The 21,764-nt window shown below is 33.8% G+C and carries 18 protein-coding genes, 8 pseudogenes and 1 riboswitch; of the genes and pseudogenes, 11 read left to right on the top strand and 15 right to left on the bottom strand.

The annotated features are described in order from the left end of the window. The first annotated feature begins 66 nt into the window (after positions 1 to 66). From pnuC to ACQ9BO_RS05860, 5 genes and pseudogenes are all read left to right on the top strand, one after another. A pseudogene (pnuC, locus tag ACQ9BO_RS05840) lies at positions 67 to 641 on the top strand (nicotinamide riboside transporter PnuC). Then, positions 602 to 2,715, top strand: a pseudogene (locus ACQ9BO_RS05845) (DUF4301 family protein). The pseudogenes pnuC and ACQ9BO_RS05845 overlap by 40 nt, the downstream one beginning before the upstream one ends. Next, positions 2,715 to 3,120: pseudogene (gene arfB / locus ACQ9BO_RS05850) on the top strand (alternative ribosome rescue aminoacyl-tRNA hydrolase ArfB). The pseudogenes ACQ9BO_RS05845 and arfB overlap by 1 nt, the downstream one beginning before the upstream one ends. Before the next feature lie 19 nt (positions 3,121 to 3,139). Continuing rightward, on the top strand, positions 3,140 to 3,667 hold the full coding sequence (locus tag ACQ9BO_RS05855) for a hypothetical protein (protein ID WP_431243973.1): 528 nt from the start codon (positions 3,140 to 3,142) through the stop codon (positions 3,665 to 3,667). 238 nt (positions 3,668 to 3,905) lie between these two features. After that, the gene (locus ACQ9BO_RS05860; protein WP_431243974.1) at positions 3,906 to 6,068 is read left to right on the top strand and encodes a TonB-dependent receptor; all 2,163 of its coding nucleotides are present in this window, start codon (positions 3,906 to 3,908) and stop codon (positions 6,066 to 6,068) included. A 46-nt stretch (positions 6,069 to 6,114) separates the two neighbouring features. Here ACQ9BO_RS05860 and ACQ9BO_RS05865 read toward each other — a convergent pair whose 3' ends face one another. Beyond that, positions 6,115 to 6,528, bottom strand: a complete 414-nt coding sequence (locus ACQ9BO_RS05865; protein ID WP_431243975.1) for a Rieske (2Fe-2S) protein — start codon at positions 6,526 to 6,528, stop codon at positions 6,115 to 6,117. A 155-nt stretch (positions 6,529 to 6,683) separates the two neighbouring features. Here ACQ9BO_RS05865 and greA point away from each other — a divergent pair, with 155 nt between their 5' ends. Together greA and ACQ9BO_RS05875 are read left to right on the top strand one after the other, a co-directional pair. Continuing rightward, entirely contained in the window at positions 6,684 to 7,160 is a 477-nt protein-coding gene (greA, locus tag ACQ9BO_RS05870) for a transcription elongation factor GreA (RefSeq protein WP_132990808.1), read from the top strand. Positions 7,161 to 7,245: 85 nt separating this feature from the next. Further along, positions 7,246 to 7,635 carry an HIT family protein gene (locus ACQ9BO_RS05875; RefSeq protein WP_431243976.1) on the top strand — a complete coding sequence of 130 codons (390 nt, stop codon included), beginning with the start codon at positions 7,246 to 7,248 and terminating at the stop codon, positions 7,633 to 7,635. A gap of 81 nt (positions 7,636 to 7,716) precedes the next feature. Here ACQ9BO_RS05875 and ACQ9BO_RS05880 read toward each other — a convergent pair whose 3' ends face one another. Beyond that, entirely contained in the window at positions 7,717 to 8,868 is a 1,152-nt protein-coding gene (locus tag ACQ9BO_RS05880; protein WP_431243977.1) for a sensor histidine kinase, read from the bottom strand. Between the two features lie 159 nt (positions 8,869 to 9,027). Between ACQ9BO_RS05880 and ACQ9BO_RS05885 the strand changes: the two genes are divergently transcribed. From ACQ9BO_RS05885 to ACQ9BO_RS05900, 4 genes and pseudogenes are all read left to right on the top strand, one after another. Then, positions 9,028 to 9,903 carry a flavin reductase family protein gene (locus ACQ9BO_RS05885; protein WP_431243978.1) on the top strand — a complete coding sequence of 292 codons (876 nt, stop codon included), beginning with the start codon at positions 9,028 to 9,030 and terminating at the stop codon, positions 9,901 to 9,903. A 31-nt stretch (positions 9,904 to 9,934) separates the two neighbouring features. Continuing rightward, positions 9,935 to 10,305, top strand: a pseudogene (locus tag ACQ9BO_RS05890) (DUF3127 domain-containing protein). Positions 10,306 to 10,459: 154 nt separating this feature from the next. Further along, a complete protein-coding gene (aat, locus tag ACQ9BO_RS05895; protein WP_431243979.1) occupies positions 10,460 to 11,104 on the top strand; it encodes a leucyl/phenylalanyl-tRNA--protein transferase in 645 nt (214 codons plus the stop codon). 2 nt (positions 11,105 to 11,106) lie between these two features. Beyond that, positions 11,107 to 11,901 carry an MOSC domain-containing protein gene (locus ACQ9BO_RS05900; protein ID WP_431243980.1) on the top strand — a complete coding sequence of 265 codons (795 nt, stop codon included), beginning with the start codon at positions 11,107 to 11,109 and terminating at the stop codon, positions 11,899 to 11,901. On the opposite strand, the gene ACQ9BO_RS05905 is transcribed toward ACQ9BO_RS05900, so the two are convergent. From ACQ9BO_RS05905 to ACQ9BO_RS05965, 13 genes and pseudogenes are all read right to left on the bottom strand, one after another. Beyond that, positions 11,898 to 12,608 carry a HesA/MoeB/ThiF family protein gene (locus tag ACQ9BO_RS05905; RefSeq protein ID WP_431243981.1) on the bottom strand — a complete coding sequence of 237 codons (711 nt, stop codon included), beginning with the start codon at positions 12,606 to 12,608 and terminating at the stop codon, positions 11,898 to 11,900. The genes ACQ9BO_RS05900 and ACQ9BO_RS05905 overlap by 4 nt on opposite strands. A gap of 57 nt (positions 12,609 to 12,665) precedes the next feature. Next, entirely contained in the window at positions 12,666 to 13,793 is a 1,128-nt protein-coding gene (gene thiH, locus ACQ9BO_RS05910) for a 2-iminoacetate synthase ThiH (protein WP_431243982.1), read from the bottom strand. Positions 13,794 to 13,834: 41 nt separating this feature from the next. Next, positions 13,835 to 14,212 (bottom strand): GxxExxY protein, encoded by a 378-nt coding sequence (locus ACQ9BO_RS05915; RefSeq protein WP_431243983.1) that lies wholly within the window; start codon positions 14,210 to 14,212, stop codon positions 13,835 to 13,837. Between the two features lie 152 nt (positions 14,213 to 14,364). Continuing rightward, a pseudogene (locus ACQ9BO_RS05920) lies at positions 14,365 to 15,142 on the bottom strand (thiazole synthase). Beyond that, positions 15,123 to 15,760: pseudogene (locus ACQ9BO_RS05925) on the bottom strand (thiamine phosphate synthase). The pseudogenes ACQ9BO_RS05920 and ACQ9BO_RS05925 overlap by 20 nt, the downstream one beginning before the upstream one ends. Then, a complete protein-coding gene (locus ACQ9BO_RS05930) occupies positions 15,753 to 16,505 on the bottom strand; it encodes a hydroxymethylpyrimidine/phosphomethylpyrimidine kinase (protein WP_431243984.1) in 753 nt (250 codons plus the stop codon). Before ACQ9BO_RS05930 ends, ACQ9BO_RS05925 begins: the two are co-directional and overlap by 8 nt. Next, positions 16,463 to 16,828, bottom strand: coding sequence for a thiamine phosphate synthase (locus tag ACQ9BO_RS05935; RefSeq protein WP_431243985.1), 366 nt, complete (start codon positions 16,826 to 16,828; stop codon positions 16,463 to 16,465). Before ACQ9BO_RS05935 ends, ACQ9BO_RS05930 begins: the two co-directional genes overlap by 43 nt. Next, the gene (locus ACQ9BO_RS05940) at positions 16,747 to 17,073 is read right to left on the bottom strand and encodes a hypothetical protein (protein ID WP_431243986.1); all 327 of its coding nucleotides are present in this window, start codon (positions 17,071 to 17,073) and stop codon (positions 16,747 to 16,749) included. The genes ACQ9BO_RS05935 and ACQ9BO_RS05940 overlap by 82 nt, the downstream gene beginning before the upstream one ends. An 82-nt stretch (positions 17,074 to 17,155) precedes the next feature. Then, positions 17,156 to 18,978: pseudogene (thiC, locus tag ACQ9BO_RS05945) on the bottom strand (phosphomethylpyrimidine synthase ThiC). 78 nt (positions 18,979 to 19,056) lie between these two features. After that, positions 19,057 to 19,263, bottom strand: a complete 207-nt coding sequence (thiS, locus tag ACQ9BO_RS05950) for a sulfur carrier protein ThiS (RefSeq protein WP_431243987.1) — start codon at positions 19,261 to 19,263, stop codon at positions 19,057 to 19,059. A 67-nt stretch (positions 19,264 to 19,330) separates the two neighbouring features. Continuing rightward, positions 19,331 to 19,427, bottom strand: a riboswitch (TPP riboswitch). A gap of 109 nt (positions 19,428 to 19,536) precedes the next feature. Continuing rightward, a pseudogene (locus tag ACQ9BO_RS05955) lies at positions 19,537 to 20,110 on the bottom strand (DNA-3-methyladenine glycosylase I). After that, a complete protein-coding gene (locus ACQ9BO_RS05960; protein ID WP_431243988.1) occupies positions 20,110 to 20,694 on the bottom strand; it encodes a hypothetical protein in 585 nt (194 codons plus the stop codon). Before ACQ9BO_RS05960 ends, ACQ9BO_RS05955 begins: the two are co-directional and overlap by 1 nt. 108 nt (positions 20,695 to 20,802) lie before the next feature. Then, positions 20,803 to 21,465, bottom strand: a complete 663-nt coding sequence (locus ACQ9BO_RS05965; protein ID WP_431243989.1) for a queuosine precursor transporter — start codon at positions 21,463 to 21,465, stop codon at positions 20,803 to 20,805. Positions 21,466 to 21,764: the final 299 nt, after the last annotated feature.

The raw sequence follows: 21,764 nt of genomic DNA on the forward strand, positions 1-21,764 counted from the left end.
CAAAAAACAGCTTGACCCAATGATGGATTTTTTCTAGACAGTTACAAAAATGCGCCGCTATGGCATATTGTTCTTGAATTTTTAGTTTTTGTCTGTGGTATTTTAAGTGTTTGGTTTGCAAAAAAAGAAAACATTTGGGTTTATCCAACGGGATTAATTGCAACAGTAATTTCAGTGTATTTACTATACATTGCGGGCTACATTGGCGATATGATTATCAACGGATATTTTTCGATTATGAGTATTTACGGTTGGTATGTATGGGCAAGAGGAGGAACGGTTGAGGATAATTTACCAATTACTCGTACAAATCTTAATGAAAAAATAATCGGAATCGTACTGTTTATTGTAACCGTTTTTGTAGTTTTCGGCATTTATAAATATTTTGATTATGAAATCAAAAAAGACAATTATGTCGATATGATTTCGTCAGGAATATTTTTCGCGGGAATGTGGTACATGGCCAGGAAAAAATCGAAAACTGGACACTTTGGATTATTGGCGATATAATTGTTGTGCCTCTTTATGCTTATCGTGGCTTAGGGATGCTGTCACTTCAATATTTAATTTTTACAATTTTGGCTATTTCAGCTTATTTAGAATGGAGAAAAATCTTAGACAGCAAAAAACAACTATCATAAAAATTGCTTTGTTTGGTCCTGAAAGTACTGGAAAAACAACCTTAGCAAAACAGCTTGCAGAATACTACGAAACCGAATGGGTTCCAGAATTTGCTCGTGATTATTTACAAGAAAAATGGGAAGAAAACCAGCACATTTGCGTGGCTGATGATATGATGCCTATTGCATACGGACAAACAGCTTTAGAGAATGAAAAACTTTCTAAAGCAAATACTTATTTGTTCTGCGATACTAATTTGATGGTTACCAAAGTTTTCTCTGAGATGTATTATGGTTTTTGTGATCCGCTTTTAAATGAAGCGACACTGGAACATGAATATGATTTGTTTTTCTTAACTGATATTGATGTCCCTTGGGAAAAAGATGATATTAGAGATTCTCCAGATGGAAGAGAAACTGTATTTTCTGTTTTCAAACAGACTTTAATAGATACTAAAAAACCATTCATAATTCTTTCAGGAGATAAAGAAAGCCGTTTGGCAAAAGCAACTGCAATTATTGATGAGCTTGCTATGGCCAAAGAACGTGGCTTTACATCAGAAGATTTTGTTCAGTTATATGAGCGAGGGATATCTTTTGAGAATGTTCTTAAGCAATTGAAAATTTTCAAAAAAGGAATAACCAAAACCAACCTAATTAGTGCGGCGACAATTGATGACGGAATTTTAGCTTTTTCAGAAACAGAGTTCGAAGAGAAAGCGGCTTTTTTGATTCGCAAGTAAAGAATCTGAAAATTAAAAAGTTTGTTCCAGCTTCAGGTGCGGCGACGAGAATGTTTAAATTTTTAAGAGCTTTTTTGAATGAATTTGATATCGAAAAAGAAACAATAAACGCTTACATAAATAGAAAGAAAGATAAAGAATTACCGATTTTTATTGTCGCAATGGACAAGTTTCCATTTTTTAAAGCGGTCGATAAAAAGCTGAGATCAATTTATCCTGATTTTGATGCTTTAGAGCGTGATTATAAAAATTACTATTTCATAAAAACATTGCTTTCGCAGGATTATTTTGCTTTCGCAGATAAGCCAAAAGCGGTTTTGCCTTTCCATAAATACAAAGATCACATTGCGAATCCGATTGAAGAACATCTGAATGAATGTGCTCATTATGCTTCTTCCAATAAGGTTTCAAATCTTCATTTTACGGTAACCGAAACGCATCAGCAATTATTTGAAAAAGAGATTGAAATTCTAAAAGAGAAAGTCGAAAAGGATTCTGGAATTCAAATTAATATTGGATATTCCTATCAAAATGCAAGTACAGATTCAATTGCGGTTGACACAAAAAACAAATTGGTAAGAGATAAAAATGATACCTTGATTTTTAGACCAGGCGGACATGGCGCATTGATTCAAAATCTAAATACACTTGATGCCGATGTTATTTTTATTAAAAATATCGACAATGTAATTCAAAATCATATTGATAAAATTACATTGTATAAAAAAGCGCTTGCTGGAGTATTGATTGAAGCACAGCAAAAAGTTTTTAGTTATCTAAACGCTATTGATGAGCAAAAAATCGGTGAAACTGAACTGGAAGAGATCGTTCGTTTTTTGTCTGAAAACCTAAATATAGAAATCTCCAGTGATTTTAAAATGTTCACTTTTGAGAATAAAATCAACAAAGTGAAAGAACTTTTGGATCGCCCAATCAGAGTTTGCGGAATGGTGAAAAATGAAGGAGAACCCGGTGGAGGACCTTTTTGGGTGATGAGTGACAAAGGAATAAGATCACTTCAGATTGTTGAGACATCGCAAATTGATTTATCGGATAAAAAGCAGGCTAAAATTTTAGCAGAATCTACACATTTTAATCCCGTAGATTTAGTTTGTGGAATTAAAAATTATAAAGGCCAGAAATTTGATTTACAAGACTTTGTAGATCAAAAAACAGGTTTTATTGTTGAAAAAAGTGTTGACGGAAAAACAGTTAAAAATTACGAATTGCCAGGATTATGGAATGGTTCAATGGCGCATTGGTTGACTATTTTTGTTGCCGTTCCATTGATTACTTTTAACCCTGTGAAAACAGTAAATGATTTATTAAAAGCACCACATCAGCCACAATAATGGATATTGAAAAAATCATATCAGAATTAAATTTCAAAGCTGTTCGTAGTAGTGGCGCGGGCGGGCAAAACGTAAATAAAGTTTCATCAAAAGTGGTTTTGTCTTTTGATTTAGAAGCTTCGCAAGCCTTATCTGAAGATGAAAAATTGCTTTTGCAAACTAATATTGCAAGCACGTTTAACTTCTGAAAATATCTTGATTTTAAATTGTGACGAAGACCGAAGTCAGCTTAAAAACAAAGAAATCGTCACAAAACGATTTTTGGAAATAATCAAAAAAGGATTATTTGTTCCTAAAGTTAGAAAAGCAACTAAGGTTCCAAAATCAGTTATCAAAAAACGAATTAAGGATAAAAAGAATATTTCTGATTTAAAACAATCTCGTAAAAAGCCAAATTTAGATTAGGACCATAAAATTTGAGACAATGTTTAAAATACTTAATTTCTTTCTGATAATTATTTCTTCAATTTTGATTGCTGGAATTTATGGAATTTTACATGACCAAATTACCTACACAATTTCACCAGAATACTATACACTTTATAAATTCGAGCAATTTGGAGTAAACCAGTGGGGAGTTTCAAATGAAAGAATTAAAGCTGGAATTGTTGGGTTTTTAGCGACTTGGTGGGTCGGATATTATTTAGGTATTATCTATGCATTTGTTTCTTTGTTTTTTAAATCGAAAGAGATTTTAAAGATTACAATAAAGTCAATTTTTTTTAATTTGCTAACGGCTTTAGTTTTTGGCTTCCTAGGATTTTTGTGGGGCTTTTTCTTTGTTGATGATAAGATAGATTGGTATATACCAGCTAATACGAGACATGTTCAGGATTTTATAAATGTAGGTTCAATACATAATTTTGGATATCTTGGAGGTGTAGTTGGGCTTTTTATTGGTATTTATTGTCTTGTAAAAAATGCCAAAAATGTATCAATTTCTAAAAATTAAAGTTGCATTTGATTTTTGGAATTTGGAATTTGTTTTTTGGAATTTAACACATTACATTTGCACTGTCTCAAAGGGGTGCTCTAAATAACGAGCTGAGATCATACCCAAAGAACCTGAGCGAGTAATGTTGCTAAGGGAAAAAACGACACTATCGAGCGTGCACACTTTATCTTGTCGTGAAACACATTTATTAATTTAACAAAAGAATAATTCCCCCTTTTATTCGTAATTTTTGCGAATGAAAACTATTTTTCAAGGTGCTGAGGTACTAAGTTACAAAGGCACAAAGGCTCAAAAAATGAGCAGAACAAAATCCATTTTCTTTCTTCTTTCTTCTATTTTTCTTTCGCAATTTTCTTTTGCACAAGAGCAAGATTCGACCAAAGTAAATAAGCTTGATGATGTTTTGGTTTCGGCGGTTCGTGTGACTTCAAAAACTCCGGTTACTTTTAGTAATATGGATAAAAAAGAAATCAAATTCAGAAATCTTGGACAGGATATTCCGACTTTAATGAATTATCTTCCTTCGGTAGTTACAACTTCTGATGCTGGAAATGGAATTGGTTATAGCGGAATCAGAGTCCGCGGAAGCGATGCAACTCGTGTGAATGTTACGATCAACGGAATTCCGTATAACGATGCAGAAAGCCAAGGGACGTTTTGGGTAAATATGCCCGATTTTGCTTCTTCAGTAGAAAGTCTTCAATTACAGCGCGGAGTAGGAACTTCTACAAATGGTTCTGGTGCTTTCGGCGCAAGTTTGAATATGTTGACAAATAATTATGCTTCGAAGGCAACGGGCGAAGTTTCAAGCTCTTTCGGAAGTTTTAATTCGCAGAAAAATACCGTGAAATTCAGCACAGGATTATTGAACGATCATTTTGAATTGGCTGGACGTTTGTCTAGAATTAAATCTGATGGTTATATCGACAGAGCGAGCTCTGATTTGAAATCGTATTTTCTTCAGGGAACTTATGTTGGAAAAACGACTTTGATCAAAGCTTTAGTTTTTGGTGGAACTGAAAAAACATATCAATCATGGAACGGAATTGACGCTGAAACCATGAATGAAAACCGTACATTCAACTCAGCTGGAATGTACACAGATGAATCTGGAAATGTTCGTTTTTACGACAATGAAACCGATAATTATCAGCAAGACCATTATCAATTGCACTGGAGTGAATCTTGGTCTGATAAATGGAGTTCTAATTTGGCTTTCCATTATACAAAAGGAAAAGGTTACTACGAAAATTATAAAGAAGATGCTGATATGGCCGATTATGGTTTAGATCCAGTAGGAACAATCACAACGACAGATTTGGTTCGCCAAAAATGGTTGGATAATGATTTCTACGGAACTACTTTTTCTCTAAAATATAAAGATGAAAAACTGGATGTTATTTTTGGCGGAGGCTGGAATAAATATGAAGGTGATCATTTCGGAAAAGTGATCTGGGCTAGATATGCATCAAACTCAGAATTAGGAGATCACTACTACGATGATTTTTCGACAAAAACAGATGGCAATATTTTCGCAAAAGCAAATTATCAGTTTACAGAAAAATTGAGCTTTTATGGAGACCTTCAATATCGTAATGTACAGTACAAAGCAAACAGTGCTGAAACTGGTTTAGTTGATGATAATTTCAATTTCTTTAATCCAAAAGCAGGTTTGAATTATGCTTTCAATGAAAAAAACACCTTGTATTTTTCATACGCTCGTGCGAATCGTGAACCGAACAGAACCGATTATGAAGGCGGAAATGTAAAACCTGAAAAACTAAACGATTTTGAATTAGGATGGAGATTTAATTCGGAAAACTTCCAATTGAATTCTAATTTCTATTACATGGCCTATAAAGATCAGTTGATTTTGACAGGAACACTTGATGATGTTGGAGCGCCAATTCGTTCTAATACAGATAAAAGTTACCGTTTAGGTTTTGAATTTGACGCTACAATTAAGCTTTCGGAACAATTTATTATTCGTCCAAACTTTACTTTAAGCAGTAATAAAAATGTTGATTTAGCTGTTGAAGGACAAAATTATGGAACAACTAAAATTGCGTATTCTCCAGAAGTCATTGCTGGAAATATAATTGTTTACAGCCCAATTCAGAATTTGCATATTTCATTATTGCAAAAATACGTTGGGGAACAATACATGAACAATATCGAATTGCCTTCAGCAAAACTGGCAGATTACTTTGTGAACGATTTGAATGTTTCTTATGAAATCAAACCAAAATCAGTTTTCAAATCAATTATGATTACCGGTATGGTCAACAATATTTTGGATAAAAAATATGTTTCAAATGGATACATGTGGGATATATATCCTTACTACTATCCACAGGCAGGAATCAATTTCTTAGCCGGATTGACTTTGAAATTCTAAAAAACAAAAAAGCCTGAAAATCTAAACTTTCAGGCTTTTTTTTGTTTTAGTTATATACGTGAATTACCGTTCCAGAAACTTCGACGCGATATGATTTTAATGGATATTCCTTTGAGCCAAGTCCGGTAAATAAGCTGTATTGGACTTTGTCGCAAGAACAAACTGCATATATCCCATCAATTGTCATTGCTGTACATGAATTGATTTCTTGATTTGGGCAAGCGGCATCAAAAGCATTATAACCGCTTCCAGCATTAAAAATGATAATTCCTTTTGCTCCATAATTCGGAATGATAACGCCATTACTTGGATACTTTAGATTAGAATACAAAGGTAAATTCATATCTACAGTTAAATTAACAGAGTAGTTTGGAATGTAAGGATTTTTACTGCTTCGTTCACCTTCGCTACAAGCAGAAAGTACACAAACAAAGACGATTAAGAGCCAGATTTTTTTCATTATTTGAATTTGGATTAGTGAAACAAAAATAAATTATTTAGTTTTGATTTTTATATGATTAACATATAATTATGTACTATTAAAAATAATAGTATATTTGTATTACAAAATCCCGTCCCGATGGGATTTTTTGTATTTATATAAACGATGAAGTTATGAGTAAAGTATCTTATTATACCGCAGATGGTTTAAAAAAATTAAAAGATGAGTTGGAGCATTTAAAGAGTGTAATGCGCCCAAAAGCATCTCAAGATATAGCAGACGCAAGAGACAAAGGCGATTTATCTGAAAATGCCGAGTACGATGCCGCAAAAGAAGCGCAGGGTTTATTAGAAATGAGAATTGCAAAACTAGAAGAAGTTTATGCAAATGCTAGATTAATTGACGAATCTCAATTGGATGTTTCTAAAGTTTTGGTTCTTTCGAATGTGAAAATCAAAAACCAAAGCAACGGAATGGAAATGAAATATACGCTTGTTGCTGAAAGCGAAGCTGATCTAAAAACTGGAAAAATCTCGGTAACTTCTCCTATTGGAAAAGGTTTGCTTGGAAAATCGGTTGGAGAAGTAGCTGAAATTACAGTTCCAAACGGAGTTTTGAAATTCGAAATTCTTGAAATTTCACGCGATTAAGTCATTGCGAGGAACGAAGCAATCACACTATCAGGATTTTAAAAGTTCAATCGGTTAAACGAATCAACGATTAAACAAATAAACAATGGCATCAATATTCACAAAAATAGTAAACGGAGAAATTCCTGCATATAAAATCGCTGAAGATGAAAACTTTTTGGCTTTTTTAGATGTAAATCCAAATGCAAAAGGACACACGCTTTGTATTCCAAAACAAGAAATCGACAAGATTTTTGATATGGATGATGAGCTGTATTTAGGCTTGATGAAATTCTCTAAGAAAGTAGCAATTGCTTTAGAGAAAACAGTTCCTTGCAAAAGAGTTGGTGTTGCCGTTGTTGGCTTGGAAGTTCCTCATGTGCATGTGCATTTGATTCCGTTAAATCATATGGATGAAATGCGTTTTATCGATAAAGTTTCACTTACTAAAGAAGAGTTTGAAGCTTTGGCTAAAAGTATTTCGGAGAATTTGTAAATATTTTACGAGTGTCAGACTGAGCGATCCCGAAGCTTTGGGAGAAGCCCTTAAAAAATATAAAAAATGCAGTAAATAATTTTACTGCATTTTTTTATTTAAAGAAATCTGAAACGTAGTCCCTTTTCCAATTTCAGAATGTAAAACCTTGATTTTGCCGTTATGATATTCTTCAACAATTCTTTTGGTTAGCGAAAGTCCTAATCCCCATCCACGCTTTTTGGTTGTATAACCAGTTTCAAAAATGGTCTTGAATTGTTTTTTGGGAATTCCGGTTCCTGAATCTTTTACATTGATTTTTACTTGATGAGAATCTTGTTCGATTTGGAGTTCTAAAATTCCTTTTCCTTTCATGGCGTCAATCGCATTTTTTACCAAATTTTCAATTGTCCAGCTGTAAAGCGTCGGATTTATTTCAACCAAAATCGGTTCATTTGGAGTATCATAAGAAAAAGAAACTTGTTTTGAAAAACGAGATTGCAAATATTTAAACGCATTTAAAGTTTCTGAAACAATATCATGAATTTCTAAAACTGGAATAGAACCAATTTTCGAAAAACGATCTGTAATAGTTTGTAAGCGATTAATATCTTTTTCAATTTCAGAAGTTATTGACGAATCAATATTTTCTGTTTTGAGAATTTCAATCCAACCAATTAATGATGACAAAGGCGTACCAATTTGATGTGCGGTTTCTTTTGCCATTCCGGCCCAAAGTTTGTTCTGTGTGGCCATTTTGGTGCTTTTGTAAAAGTTGTAAATCAATGCAACACATAGAAACACAATTAATAACAAAGCAATTGGATAATACTTTAATTTATTGAGTAATGCCGAATTTCCATAATAAAGAATTTGGTATTTTCCTGGCGCATATTCAAAAGTTATGGGTTCGTTTTCATTTCTTAAATTGGTTAAAAAATGTTTTAATTTTTTTGGGTCATTTAAAATTTCGTCGGGAACATTTTTAGAACTTACAACATTGTCATACAGCATCAATACAACAGGAATTGAAGTATTGTTGCTGAAAATCTGAAGAGGCAATTCGACATCGGTATTTTCGTCGGCATTTACAATTGTAATTTGCGCATTGGCAAAAAGCTTCATTTTCAGACGCTCTTCATTTTTGAAAATTTGGAAAAAAGTATAAGTATTCCAAAGAATCAAAGTAATGATTAAAAAGGAAATAAGAATTATAACCCAGCGAGTTGTATTTCTGCGTTCAGAAAAATGCATAAATTAATTTTTGAGGTATAAATATAACGAAATATAGTCATTTTATATTTTGCAGTTCCCTAAAGATTTTTGTTTTTATGTCTTAAACTATTTCTCCGAATTAAACCATTTCTATACTTTTGCAGTTACCAAAATGAGGTTTGGTTAAAAAGAAAATATATGATTAGCATCGATCCAAAAGAGACGCCAACAGTAAAATTACAAGGTTATTTGCAAAGTGCTGTAGGGCCAAGGCCAATTGCTTTTGCAAGTACAATTAGTGAGAAAGGAATTCCGAATTTATCGCCTTTCAGCTTTTTTAATGTGTTTAGTGCAAATCCGCCAATTTTGGTTTTTTCGCCAGCAAGACGCGTTCGTGACAATACTGTAAAACACACTTTGATTAATGCCGAAGCGACAAAGGAAGTTGTCATAAACGTAGTTAATTATGATATCGTACAACAGACTTCGCTGGCAAGCACAGAATATGGAGAAGGCGTAAACGAATTTATAAAAGCAGGTTTGACACAAATTCCATCGGATATTGTAAAACCGTATCGAGTAAAAGAATCTCCGGTTCAGTTTGAATGCAAGATTACGCAAATTATTCCGTTAGGAACTGAAGGGGGAGCTGGAAATCTGATTTTGTGCGAAGTAGTGAAAATGCATATTCACGAATCAATTTTAGATGAAAATGGTGCGATTGATCAGCACAAAATTGATTTGGTTTCAAGATTGGGAGCAAATTGGTATTCAAGATCGAATGAAGGACTTTTTGAAGTACCAAAACCGCTGACAACTTTAGGAGTTGGAGTAGATGCAATTCCGAATTTTGTAAAGGAAAGCCCTGTGTTTAATGGGAATGACCTTGGAAAATTAGGAAATATAGAAGCCTTGCCTACAAAGGAAGAAGTTAGTATATTTGTGAAAGAAAATTTTTCTGTGAAAGGAGTTTTAAGCTCAGACGATCAGGAAAAAATACATTTAGAAGCCAAAAAATATCTCAATAATGACGATGTTGCCTCGGCGTGGAAAGTGCTTTTAGCCAAAAAATAAGAATAGAAACAATAATTAATTATAGACGAAGATGGAAGTTATAGGAAAAGTAAAAGTGGTAAATCCTGAGCAACAAGTTAGTGCTTCATTCAAAAAAGAGAATTAGTAGTAACTACAGATGAGCAGTATCCACAGCACATTTTAATCGAATTTACACAAGATAAATGCGATTTATTAAGCAACTATAAACTAGGTGAAGCAGTAAAAGTTTCTATCAATTTAAGAGGAAGAGAATGGGTTAACCCACAAGGAGAAACTAGATATTTCAATAGTATTCAAGGTTGGAGAATCGAAAGATTAGCACCAGAAGGTCCTGCACAAGGCGCGCCAATGCCAGCCGCAGAAACTTTTGCACCAGCAACAAGCATTAATGAAGACGAACCAGACGATTTACCGTTCTAAAAAAAGGTAAATTCCAAAATTATAAATTCCAAATTCCAATTCATTCGTTTGAATTTGGGATTTGGAATTTTTTGTATTGAGATTTCAATTTCGCTGGGATTTGGACACGAGCGATAGTGAACTGGCGAAGCAATTTAAAATTTGATTATTTAAAATGTATTATTTATTCAACGATTTGTTTTTTCCACCAGTAACTGAAGCCGATGAAGAAGGCGTTTTAGCAATTGGAGGTGATCTAAGTTCAGAACGATTGCAATTGGCATATAAAAACGGCATCTTTCCGTGGTTTAATGAAGGAGAGCCAATTCTTTGGTGGGCGCCAGATCCGAGGATGGTTCTGTTTTTTGATGAACTCGTAATATCGAAAAGTATGCGAAAGATTCTGAACCAGAAAATTTTCAAGGTGACTTACAACAAAAATTTCAGAGAAGTAATTTCGAATTGCCAAAAAATAAAACGCGAGGGCCAAAACGGAACTTGGATTTCAGACGAAATGATTGAAGCTTATTGCAAATTGAACGAAGAAGGATTTGCAAAATCTGTTGAGGTTTGGCAGGATGAAGTATTGGTTGGAGGTTTGTATGGAGTTGATTTGGGAAAAGGAACTATTTTTTGTGGAGAAAGTATGTTTTCTAAAGTTTCAAATGCTTCAAAAACAGCTTTTATTGCTTTAGCCTTATATTTGAAGAAAGAAAATTACAAATTATTGGATTGTCAGGTTTATAATCCACATTTGGAAAGTTTGGGTTGTCGCGAAATTGATCGTGAAGAGTTTATGTCCATTTTAAAAAGCAAATAAAAATGAGCGCAGTTTACAGTGTAAAAGAAATTTATATTTATCCGATAAAAAGTTTGGCGGGAATCAGTCTTGAATCTGCAAAAGCGGAAGAAATGGGATTTGAAAATGATCGCCGTTGGATGTTGATTGATGCAGAAAATCAAATGCTGACGCAGAGAGAACATCGAATCATGAGTCAGTTTTATCCGCAGATTTCAAATGGAAAAATCAGCATTACTTTTCAGGATCAAAAACATGAATTTTCTGTAAATGAACATTTAGAAAATACAATAGAAGTAAATGTCTGGGATGATAAAAGCGAAGTTGTTGAGGTAAATCCTGAAACTTCAAAGTGGTTCAGCCAGCATTTAGGTTTTGAATGCAAATTAGTCAAAATACTTAGAAATGGAGCTCGCAAACACGAAAGCTCCAGATTAAAAGAAACATTCAATGTGAGTTTGGCAGACGGTTATCCGTATTTATTGATTGGAACAGAAAGTCTTGATTTTTTAAATGAGAAATTGGATGAAAAAATTACCATAAAAAGATTTCGACCAAACATTGTAGTAAGCACTGAAAATCCTCATGAAGAAGATGATTTTACCACTTTTACAATTGGAGACGTTCAATTTAAAAACATAAAACCTTGCGGAAGATGTGTTATGGTGAACAATGATCCGGAAAATGGGCGTTTAAAAAAAGAACCTTTAAAAACTCTCAGCAAATACAGAAATGTCGATAATTCGGTTTTATTCGGAACTAATATTGTGAGTTTGAATTCAGGAATTATTGCTGTTGGTGATGAGGTTGTTTTTTAGAAATTCAGCTTTGTAAAATTCCAATTCAGCGTATTAAAAATTATAATTTCATTTTTTAAAGAAGGTAATTCTAAAATCAATTTTAGTGTTTCGTGTGCCATCATGTTTCCGATAATTCCAGGCAAAGTTCCTAAAACGCCATTCAAATTACAATTCGGAACATCTTTTGGATCGGGCATTTCTGGAAACAAATCGCGGAGATTTTTACTTCCATTATGATTGAAAACTGCAATTTGTCCTTCGAACTTTAAAATGCTTCCGTAAATCAACGGTTTGTTGAGTTTCACACAAGTATCATTCACTAAATAACGAGTCGAAAAATTATCAGAACCATCCACAACAATATCATATTGCTGAATGATTTCTGATGCATTTTTAGCAGTAAATTTTTCATTGATTGCTACAGTTTCAATCAACGGATTTAATTTTGAAACTACTTTTTGTGCAACAATCGCTTTTTGTTCGCCAATTTCATTTTCGGTATATAAAATCTGTCGGTGAAGATTATGAATCTCAATGGTATCAAAATCCATAATTCCGATAAAACCCACTCCAGCAGTAGCAATATATTGTAAAATTGGACAGCCTAAACCACCAGCTCCAATTACTAAAACTCTAGCTTTTTTTAATTTTTCCTGACCTTCGTCTCCAATTTCAGGAAGAATAGTTTGTCTGTTGTAACGAAGGAATTCTTTTATGATGCTCATTTTTTAATTTTAGATTGTTGATTTTAGATTGAATGAAAAGCAGAAAAAATCTGAAATCTAAACTCTAAAATCTGAAATAAAACTCTTGTCCCAATCTTTCCAAACGGGTTCGTAGCCTGCGTTTTTTATGATTTTTGAAATTTCTTCGGCGGAGCGTTCATCGCTGATTTCGAATTGTTCCAATGATTGCGGATCAACAACATAACCGCCCGGATTTGTTTTTGAACCTGCGCTCATACTTGTAACACCTATTGGTATAATATTGTTTCTGAATTTTTCGTTTTCACGAGTTGAAATTGAGATTTCCAAATCTTCATTCCACAATCGGTAAGCACAAATTAATTGTGTTAGATCTTTATCATCCATTATGAAATTAGGTTCGATAATGCCCTCAGCAGGTCGCAGACGCGGAAATGAAACCGAATATTTCGTCTGCCAATATTTCTTCTGCAAATAATCTAAATGCAAAGCGTTGAAAAAACTATCTGTTCGCCAATCTTCTAAACCTAGTAAAACCCCTAAACCAATTTTGTGAATCCCAGCAGTTCCAATTCGGTCTGGAGTTTCTAGTCGATAATCAAAATTTGATTTTTTTCCTTTTGTATGATACTTTTTGTAAACTTCCTGATGGTATGTTTCCTGATAAACCAAAACCGAGTAAACTCCAGCGTCATGCAAACGTTCATAATCTTCAGTAGAAAGTGGTTGCACTTCAACAGAAATAATCGAAAAATCTTTTCTTATCAAGTTAATTGCATTCAGAAAGTAATTGATGTTTACAGTATAATTCGCTTCGCCTGTAACTAGCAAAACGTGATCAAAGCCACTATTTTTTAAGGCTTCAACTTCAAGTTTTATTTCTGAGTCAGAAAGTGTTTTTCTTTTGATTTTATTGTCTAAGCTAAATCCGCAATACGTGCAGATATTTTGGCATTCATTGCTTAAATAAAGTGGCGCATACATTTGAATCGTTTTTCCGAAACGCTTTTTGGTGATTTCATGGCATTTTTGCGCCATTTGTTCCAAATAATTTTGAGCAATAGGGGAGATCAAAATCAAAAAATCGTCGAGATTGTATTTGGTTTTAGCCAAAGTTCTTTCGACATCTTTTGATGTGGTTTTATATATTCTGGTTTGGATGTCATTCCAATTATATTGCTCAAAAATAGATTTGAATGTTTTCATATTTTTATTTTGTCTCCCGCAGATTTTGCAGATCATGCAGATTAAATTTTATTTGCAACGCGATGAATATTTTCAAGGATATTAGAACAGTTGAAATTGACTAATAGTCCAAGTTTTTTATTTGTCAATTTTAAATACGTATTCAATTGTTTAAAATGAATTGACTTCATTTCTTCGACTGACTTTAATTCTATAATTACTTTATCCTCAACTAAAATATCTAGTCTGAAAGTTATGTCTAAATAAACATCATCATATTTAACGGGTAAATCAATTTGTTTGGCTACTTGTAATCCATCTTTTTCCAATTCATAAAAAAGTGCACTTTCATAAACCGATTCCAATAACCCAGGACCTAGATTGTTATATACTTTAAAAATTGCTCCTCTGACTTTATATGAAATTTCATTTTCTGACATAATTTTGATTTTATTTTTCAAACCAAAATTAAAGAAATTTCTTATTTTTATTAAAATACTCTCCCTCAGATTATACAGATCATACAAATTATTTTTGCGCATTCTAATTCAAATAAATCTGTCCAATCTGCCAAATCTGCGAGAGATTAAAATTATTCATAAAGAAAAGAAATCAAAGGGCTAGAAGCCGAAGCATAATTCTGTTGAGAGCCAACTTTAGCTTCAAAAGCTTTTCTTCCCGAAATAACAGCCTCTTTAAAAGCCTCAGCCATTAAACTCGGATTTCCGGCAACGGCAATCGCAGTGTTTACCAAAACAGCATCGGCACCAATTTCCATTGCTTTGGCGAGCATCAGAAGGAGCACCAATTCCCGCATCGACAATAACCGGAACATTGCTTTGCTCAATTATAATTTCTAAAAAATCAATCGTTTTTAAACCTTTATTGCTTCCAATTGGCGAACCCAAAGGCATTACGGCAGAAGTTCCTGCACTTTCTAAATGTTTGCACAAAACAGGATCAGCGTGAATGTATGGAAGCACGATAAAACCTAATTTTGCCAACTCTTCGGTAGCTTTTAAAGTTTCAATAGGATCTGGCATTAAATATTTCGGATCAGGATGAATTTCCAGTTTAACCCAATTGGTTTCTAGTGCTTCACGAGCTAGTTGTGCGGCAAAAACAGCTTCTTTTGCATTTCGTGCTCCAGATGTATTCGGCAGTAAATTGATATTTGGATGTTTTAAATGCGATAAAATAGCATCTGTATCCGTTTCTAAATCGATACGTTTTAAGGCAACCGTAACCAATTCGCTTTCTGAAGCTAAAATCGCTTCTTCCATTTCCTTATTCGAACCAAATTTCCCCGTTCCTAAAAACAAACGGGACTGGAAAGTTTTATCTCCTATATTAAACAATGATGTTTGCATATAATTTTTCGTTTAATTGTTGAATTAATTTTTCTTTGCCATCACTTTCTGTAATAATCCCAGAAACGGCAATTCCAAAAATTCCAGTTTCCATTAACGGACTTACATCGCGTAATGTGATGCCTCCAATGGCATAAACAGGAATTTCGATTTTATTTTTTTAATTTTCTGAAGAATATCAAAATAGCCTGACAATCCTAAAATCGGACTTAATTTTTCTTTTGTTGCAGTAAAACGAAAAGGCCCTAAACCAATATAATTACAGCCATTTTTGACATGATTTTCAATGTCTTCAAAAGTATTAGCAGTTCCTCCAATCACTTTCGAAGTTCCCAAAAGCATTCTCGCGTCATTAATTTTGGCATCAGTTAAACCCAAATGAACGCCGTCAGCATCTATTTCTTTAGTAAGATGCAAATCATCATTTACAATAAAATTAGCGGTGTATTTTTCACATAAAAGTTTTATCGCTTCCGCTAAAGTGAAAGCATCTTTTTGTGTTTGGTTTTTAAAACGCATTTGAACCCAATTGCATCCTGCGTCAAGAGCCTGATGAATATTACGCAATTGTTCGTCGATGGTTTCGCCCTGCGAGATATATTGAAGTTTGCTATACATAGTGATATCCAATTAAGGTTGATGTTGAACTCAGGTATTTTTCGGTATAGTTTTTGGCATTTTTGCAAGCCATTTCTAAAGGTTGATTTAGAGCTAAATTGGAAGCAATTGCAGAAGCAAGCACACAGCCGGAACCGTGTTTTTCAGAACAGTATTTTTCTGATGGAAATAAATCGATAATTTCATTTTTCAAGAACAATTGATCTTTTCCAATTGCATTTGAATTATGACCGCCTTTTAGTAAAATTGCTGTTGAAATTTCATTTTCAATCCAAAGATTCTCTTTTATAAAACCGGGAAGCAATTGTTCGATTTCGATATAATTTGGGGTAATCAAATCGATTTTTGATAGGATTTTGAGGAGATCCGAATGATCTTCAATATTTAAAAAATCAAATTTTGTAGTCGATTTTAAAACCGGATCCCAAACAATTTGAGTTGAAGGAGAAAGTAATTTTATAGTCGAAAGAATTCGGTTCAAGTAATGTAGAGAAGGAACAATTCCAATTTTTACTGCGGCAATTTTATAGCTTAAAAATAGCGTTTCGATCGATCGGATAACAAAGCTTAAATTGATCCATTGAATTTCATAAAATTTATTTTCTGTCTGAATAGTATTAGCCGTTGCAATAGCGAAGCCAGAAACTTTATGCTGTTCAAATGTTTTGATATCAGCCAAAATTCCAGCACCACCAGACGGATCTAAACCTGCGATTGTAAGAACGAAAGGACGATTTGCTGACATAATTTAAATTCGGTTAATGGTTTTTTGTTGTTCCAAATAGCTCCCAAAAGTGCAATATCATCAAAGCCATTTTTTAATGTTGTTTGAATGTTGTTTGAATCAATTCCGCCTAAAGCGACAACTTTTGTTTCATGATTTGTTCTTAATTTTATTTCTTCGAAAAAATCAATTTTTGGTTCATAATTGTCTTTGGAGATACTTTTGAAAACTGGACTTAGAAATGCATAATCAAAATCATTTTTTAATGAATTAAAATCTGCAATTGAATGCGTTGATGTCGATTTGGACCTACATGGTTTTGGATACCTAGCAGGAAAGGCCAAGTCTTTTTTCTTTCTTTTTCAGAAAAATGAAATCGGTTAATTCCAAAATCTTCCGCTAAATGATGATGACTATGCAAAACCAAATTAGCACGAAATTCCAATTTTATCTGATGAAGAAATTGTGCCATTTCCAATTCACAAAAATCAGGTTTCCGAATATGAAGTAAAGACAATCCCTCTTCAAACAAAGAATGAAGAATTTGAATTTCATCTTCAACAAAAAAAGGATTTGTAATCACAATCATTTCAAAAAAGTATTAAGTATTAAGATGAAAGTATTAAGAGTTTACAGATTTTAAGTCTTAATATTCCCATCTTAATACATTACTAAATATAAATCTCTTTCCCTTGCTCAATAAATTCCTCTGATTTCTCCTGCATTCCTTTTTCTGCGGCTACCACATCCCTGATTTCCTGAGATATTTTCATAGAACAGAATTTTGGTCCGCACATTGAGCAAAAATGTGCCACTTTTGCACCATCGGCAGGAAGTGTTTCATCATGAAATTCTCTTGCTGTGTCTGGATCTAAAGCCAAATTGAATTGGTCTTCCCAACGGAATTCAAAACGAGCTTTGCTCAGTGCATTATCGCGATATTGTGCTCCCGGATGACCTTTTGCTAAGTCAGCGAGCATGAGCAGATATTTTATAGGTGATCACACCATCTTTAACATCTTTTTTATTTGGCAAGCCAAGGTGCTCTTTTGGAGTTACATAACACAACATCGCACAGCCATACCAGCCAATCATTGCGGCTCCAATTGCCGAAGTAATATGATCGTAACCCGGAGCAATATCTGTAGTTAAAGGACCTAAAGTGTAAAATGGAGCTTCGTGGCAATGTTCTAATTGTTTGTCCATGTTTTCTTTGATCATGTGCATCGGAACGTGTCCTGGGCCTTCAATAAAAACCTGAACATCGTGTTTCCAAGCAATTTTGGTCAATTCGCCTAAAGTTTCTAATTCGGCAAATTGAGCTGTATCATTTGCGTCAGCAATCGAACCCGGACGTAAGCCGTCTCCAAGAGAAAAAGCAACATCATATTGCTTCATGATTTCGCAGATTTCCTCAAAATGAGTGTATAAGAAGTTTTCTTTATGATGAAACAAACACCATTTTGCCATAATCGATCCGCCACGAGAAACAATTCCAGTAACACGGTTTGCAGTTAAATGAATGTAACGAAGCAAAACTCCGGCGTGAATTGTGAAATACGAAACACCTTGTTCAGCTTGTTCAATTAAAGTATCACGAAAAATTTCCCAAGTTAAATCTTCAGCAATTCCTTTCACTTTTTCTAAAGCTTGATAAATCGGAACAGTCCCAATTGGAACAGGAGAATTTCGAATAATCCATTCTCTGGTTTCGTGAATGTTTTTTCCAGTAGATAAGTCCATAATTGTATCCGCTCCCCAACGGCAAGCCCAAACCGCTTTTTCAACTTCTTCTTCAATGCTTGAAGTCACGGCACTATTTCCAATATTGGCATTGATTTTCACCAAAAAATTACGTCCCACAATCATAGGTTCACTTTCTGGATGGTTGATGTTGTTTGGAATAATTGCTCTTCCGCAAGCTACTTCAGAACGAACAAATTCAGGAGTGATTTTGTTTTTGGAGTATTCGCACCAAAACTTTGTCCGTTATGTTGACATTGCATTGCTTTGGTTTGTTCGTTTAAAAGCTCAATTCTTTGGTTTTCGCGAATCGCGATGTATTCCATTTCTGGAGTAATAATTCCCTGTTTAGCGTAATATAACTGTGTTACGTTGGCGCCTTTTTTAGCGCGTTTTGGCTGATGCAAATATTCAAAACGAAGATGATTTAGTGTTTCATCTTTCAATCGACTTTGACCATAATCTGAAGTGATTTCATCTAAAATTTCAACATCATTTCGATCAAGAATCCAGCTTTCGCGTAAGCGTGGCAATCCTTTTCTAATATCAATTTCAACATTTGGATCTGTGTAAGGTCCGGAAGTATCATAAACAGTTACTGGGGGATTTTTTCTATTCCGCCATTTGAAAGTTTGGTGTCGCTCAAAGTAATTTCGCGCATCGCAACTTTTATTGGATGAATTTCGCCATCGATATAAACCTTTTTAGAATTTGGAAATGGGGTTCTGGATATTTGTTCTTCTTTAGTCATAGTGTTTTTTGTTTCAGGTTTCAGGTTTACTGTAGAGACGCATTTCAATGCGTCTACGTAAGGTTGGCAAATTGGAATTTAACCACCCTGCGTAGCAGAAATAATGAGGATTTCGTCAGTTTCTTGTACGAAGAATTCGTTCCATTTGAGTTTTGGAACAACAGTATTGTTAACAGCAACAGCAATTCCGATTTGTTTGTGCGGAATTTCGAGATCGAGCAATGATTGAACGCTTAGCGATTCAGCATTGAATTTTTTGGTTTGTTGATTGATTTTTAGTTCCATTCCTTATTAAGTTTAGTGTATAGATACACGTTAGGAATGGCTACAATAACGCATAGAAATGCGTTTAAGAAGTCATCTTACTTTTCCCTACGCTAGTATGAACTAGATCAGGTTCAGAGGGTAAAATCTCAGCCTGCGCAATGCAGACACCCCTAAAGTGTGAAGCAAATGTAATGAAATTTTTTTTAAGTTTTCAGTCTCAGTCACAGTTTACAGTTTTAATCTGTGATTTCAAGTTTCAAAAAAACTGAAAACAGAGACTGAAAACTGCGACTATTTTCCTTTTCGGATAAAGCAATCTTCCGTATGATCATTGACCATTCCGGTGGCTTGCATGTGTGCGTAAATTACGGTTGAACCAACAAATTTAAAACCGCGTTTTTTTAAATCTTTGCTGATTTCATCTGAAAGTGGAGTAGTAGCGGGAGCATCTTTTGAATTTTTCAGATTGTTTACGATTGGTTTTCCGTCTGTATATTTCCAAATATAATCAGAGAAAGTTCCAAATTCTTCCTGAACTTTCATAAAAGCTTGAGCATTGGAAACCGCTGACTTTAATTTTTAATTTATTTCGGATAATTCCCGTATTCTGCATCAATTCTTCGATTTTGTCTTCAGAATAATTGGCTATTTTTTTATAATCGAAATAATCAAAAGCGGCTCTGAAATTTTCTCTTTTGTTTAAAATCGTAATCCAGCTTAAACCCGCTTGGAAGGTTTCCAAAATTAAGAATTCAAAAAGAGTAGGGTCATCATAAACTGGAACGCCCCATTCTTCGTCATGGTATTTTTTATATAAATCGCTGGAATTGCACCAGCTACATCTTATTAAATCTTCTTTTTCCATTATCTTCCTATTTGCCAGCTGTATCCTTTTACAGACGGAATATATGCCGAGCGACCAACTATTACTAAGTCGTTATAGATTTTACGATTGTATTTTATGCCGATAGCATTGCCAGACATATACATTTTATTGGCTTTGAATTTTACTTTCATTTTACCGTCTTCAAGTTCGGCATCTGATACTTTTTCGACAAGCCAAGTTGACTTCCATTTCACGGATAGCTCATTTTCAGCAGTTTTAGTCACACTTTTGACTAGTTTGACAGCTTCTTCAGGAATTTCAAAATTGTCTGTAAGCTGTTCTTGTGTCATTGTTTGGCCTATTTTACAATTGTTGAGAATTTTTCGAATATTGACAAAATTGAGCAATTTATCATTTGCTTCTTTTTTGATATCAATAGTAGTGCTTTCTGTTTTTGTTACCGGACTTGGAAGTGGTGTTATGCTGATTGTATTTTTGACTGCAAAAGCAGTTTGTTTTGTCGTTGCTTTTTTGGTTCCAATTTCTTTTGGAGCCTTGATATTTTTTGATGAAATTTTGGAACTCGTCTTAATTGGAGCGGGTTTCAGCATATTTACAGGCATGATTGCTTTTTTAGACGGTTTTTTTCATCATGTCCGCAACTAAAAAAGAAACAGGTAATAATGGAGAATAAAATAAACAAGCAACTATTTTTCATGACTATGGCGTTTTTATTCCTTATGTGGAGAATCTTCTTCCAAATATTTTTTAATCAAATGATGCCCTGCGTAAATTAAAGGCGTTAACAATATTGCAATCGACAATTTAAACGTATATCCAATCAATGCCGATGACAAAAAGGTGTCAAAATCAATTTTTCCGGGCAACCAAAATGCAATTCCAAGAACAATAAAAGAATCAAATAACTGCGATATTACAGTTGATCCTGTTGTTCTGAGCCAAATTTTTCTTTCGCCAGTTCGTCTTTTAAAGAACCAAAAAATCCATACATCAATTAACTGTGATGCCATAAAAGCAATCAAACTACCAACAATTATCCACATACTTTGCCCAAAAACAGCCTGAAATTGGTCGTCATTTACAGGGCTTATTCCTTTTGTCGCGGGAATTATAATGGCCATAAATAAAATTAAAAAAGCATACGCAATCAAGCAAGCCGTAATGAATGAGAGCTTTTTCACTCCTTTTTCTCCAAAATATTCATTAATCAAATCGGTTGTTAAAAAAACCACCGGCCAAGGCAAAATTCCAATACTCATTACAAATGGACCAATCTGGATCAGCTTACCTCCAATTAATTCAGCTACAACAGCGTTAGTTATAAATATGCCTGCTAGAATAACAAAGACAACTTCTTTTTTGGTTTTAAACATGTGAACTTATTAAAATCTGATTTATTCAAAGTTAATTATTTTAACTAAATTAACATTTAGCATTGATGATTATTTCTTATTCGGTTTTCCTTTTAGTTAATAATAGAACTCTTTATTTTGCTTTTCATTTAATAAACGTTTTCTGATTGCGAGCGATTGTTTGCCTGAAAAGCGAAATTGTTTTATTTGTCTCGTTTTTTTAACATATTGTGATATGCTGTCGATTGGTAAATTTTAGGTATTTTTGGAGAAGAACAAGTTTCTATTATTTATAATCAAATTCACGAGAATGAAAAAAT

Origin of the sequence: Flavobacterium sp. P21 (genome assembly GCF_050632225.1) — a bacterium.
Taxonomy (GTDB): Bacteria; Bacteroidota; Bacteroidia; order Flavobacteriales; family Flavobacteriaceae; genus Flavobacterium.

Excerpts from the sequence above, each read along its gene's own strand:
- ACQ9BO_RS05855 (WP_431243973.1), top strand. The coding sequence starts at position 3,140 with ATGTTTAAAATACTTAATTTCTTTCTGATAATTATTTCTTCAATTTTG.
- ACQ9BO_RS05860 (WP_431243974.1), top strand. The coding sequence starts at position 3,906 with ATGAAAACTATTTTTCAAGGTGCTGAGGTACTAAGTTACAAAGGCACA.
- ACQ9BO_RS05865 (WP_431243975.1), bottom strand. The coding sequence starts at position 6,528 with ATGAAAAAAATCTGGCTCTTAATCGTCTTTGTTTGTGTACTTTCTGCT.
- greA (WP_132990808.1), top strand. The coding sequence starts at position 6,684 with ATGAGTAAAGTATCTTATTATACCGCAGATGGTTTAAAAAAATTAAAA.
- ACQ9BO_RS05875 (WP_431243976.1), top strand. The coding sequence starts at position 7,246 with ATGGCATCAATATTCACAAAAATAGTAAACGGAGAAATTCCTGCATAT.
- ACQ9BO_RS05880 (WP_431243977.1), bottom strand. The coding sequence starts at position 8,868 with ATGCATTTTTCTGAACGCAGAAATACAACTCGCTGGGTTATAATTCTT.
- ACQ9BO_RS05885 (WP_431243978.1), top strand. The coding sequence starts at position 9,028 with ATGATTAGCATCGATCCAAAAGAGACGCCAACAGTAAAATTACAAGGT.
- aat (WP_431243979.1), top strand. The coding sequence starts at position 10,460 with ATGTATTATTTATTCAACGATTTGTTTTTTCCACCAGTAACTGAAGCC.
- ACQ9BO_RS05900 (WP_431243980.1), top strand. The coding sequence starts at position 11,107 with ATGAGCGCAGTTTACAGTGTAAAAGAAATTTATATTTATCCGATAAAA.
- ACQ9BO_RS05905 (WP_431243981.1), bottom strand. The coding sequence starts at position 12,608 with ATGAGCATCATAAAAGAATTCCTTCGTTACAACAGACAAACTATTCTT.
- thiH (WP_431243982.1), bottom strand. The coding sequence starts at position 13,793 with ATGAAAACATTCAAATCTATTTTTGAGCAATATAATTGGAATGACATC.
- ACQ9BO_RS05915 (WP_431243983.1), bottom strand. The coding sequence starts at position 14,212 with ATGTCAGAAAATGAAATTTCATATAAAGTCAGAGGAGCAATTTTTAAA.
- ACQ9BO_RS05930 (WP_431243984.1), bottom strand. The coding sequence starts at position 16,505 with ATGTCAGCAAATCGTCCTTTCGTTCTTACAATCGCAGGTTTAGATCCG.
- ACQ9BO_RS05940 (WP_431243986.1), bottom strand. The coding sequence starts at position 17,073 with ATGATTGTGATTACAAATCCTTTTTTTGTTGAAGATGAAATTCAAATT.
- thiS (WP_431243987.1), bottom strand. The coding sequence starts at position 19,263 with ATGGAACTAAAAATCAATCAACAAACCAAAAAATTCAATGCTGAATCG.
- ACQ9BO_RS05960 (WP_431243988.1), bottom strand. The coding sequence starts at position 20,694 with ATGCCTGTAAATATGCTGAAACCCGCTCCAATTAAGACGAGTTCCAAA.
- ACQ9BO_RS05965 (WP_431243989.1), bottom strand. The coding sequence starts at position 21,465 with ATGTTTAAAACCAAAAAAGAAGTTGTCTTTGTTATTCTAGCAGGCATA.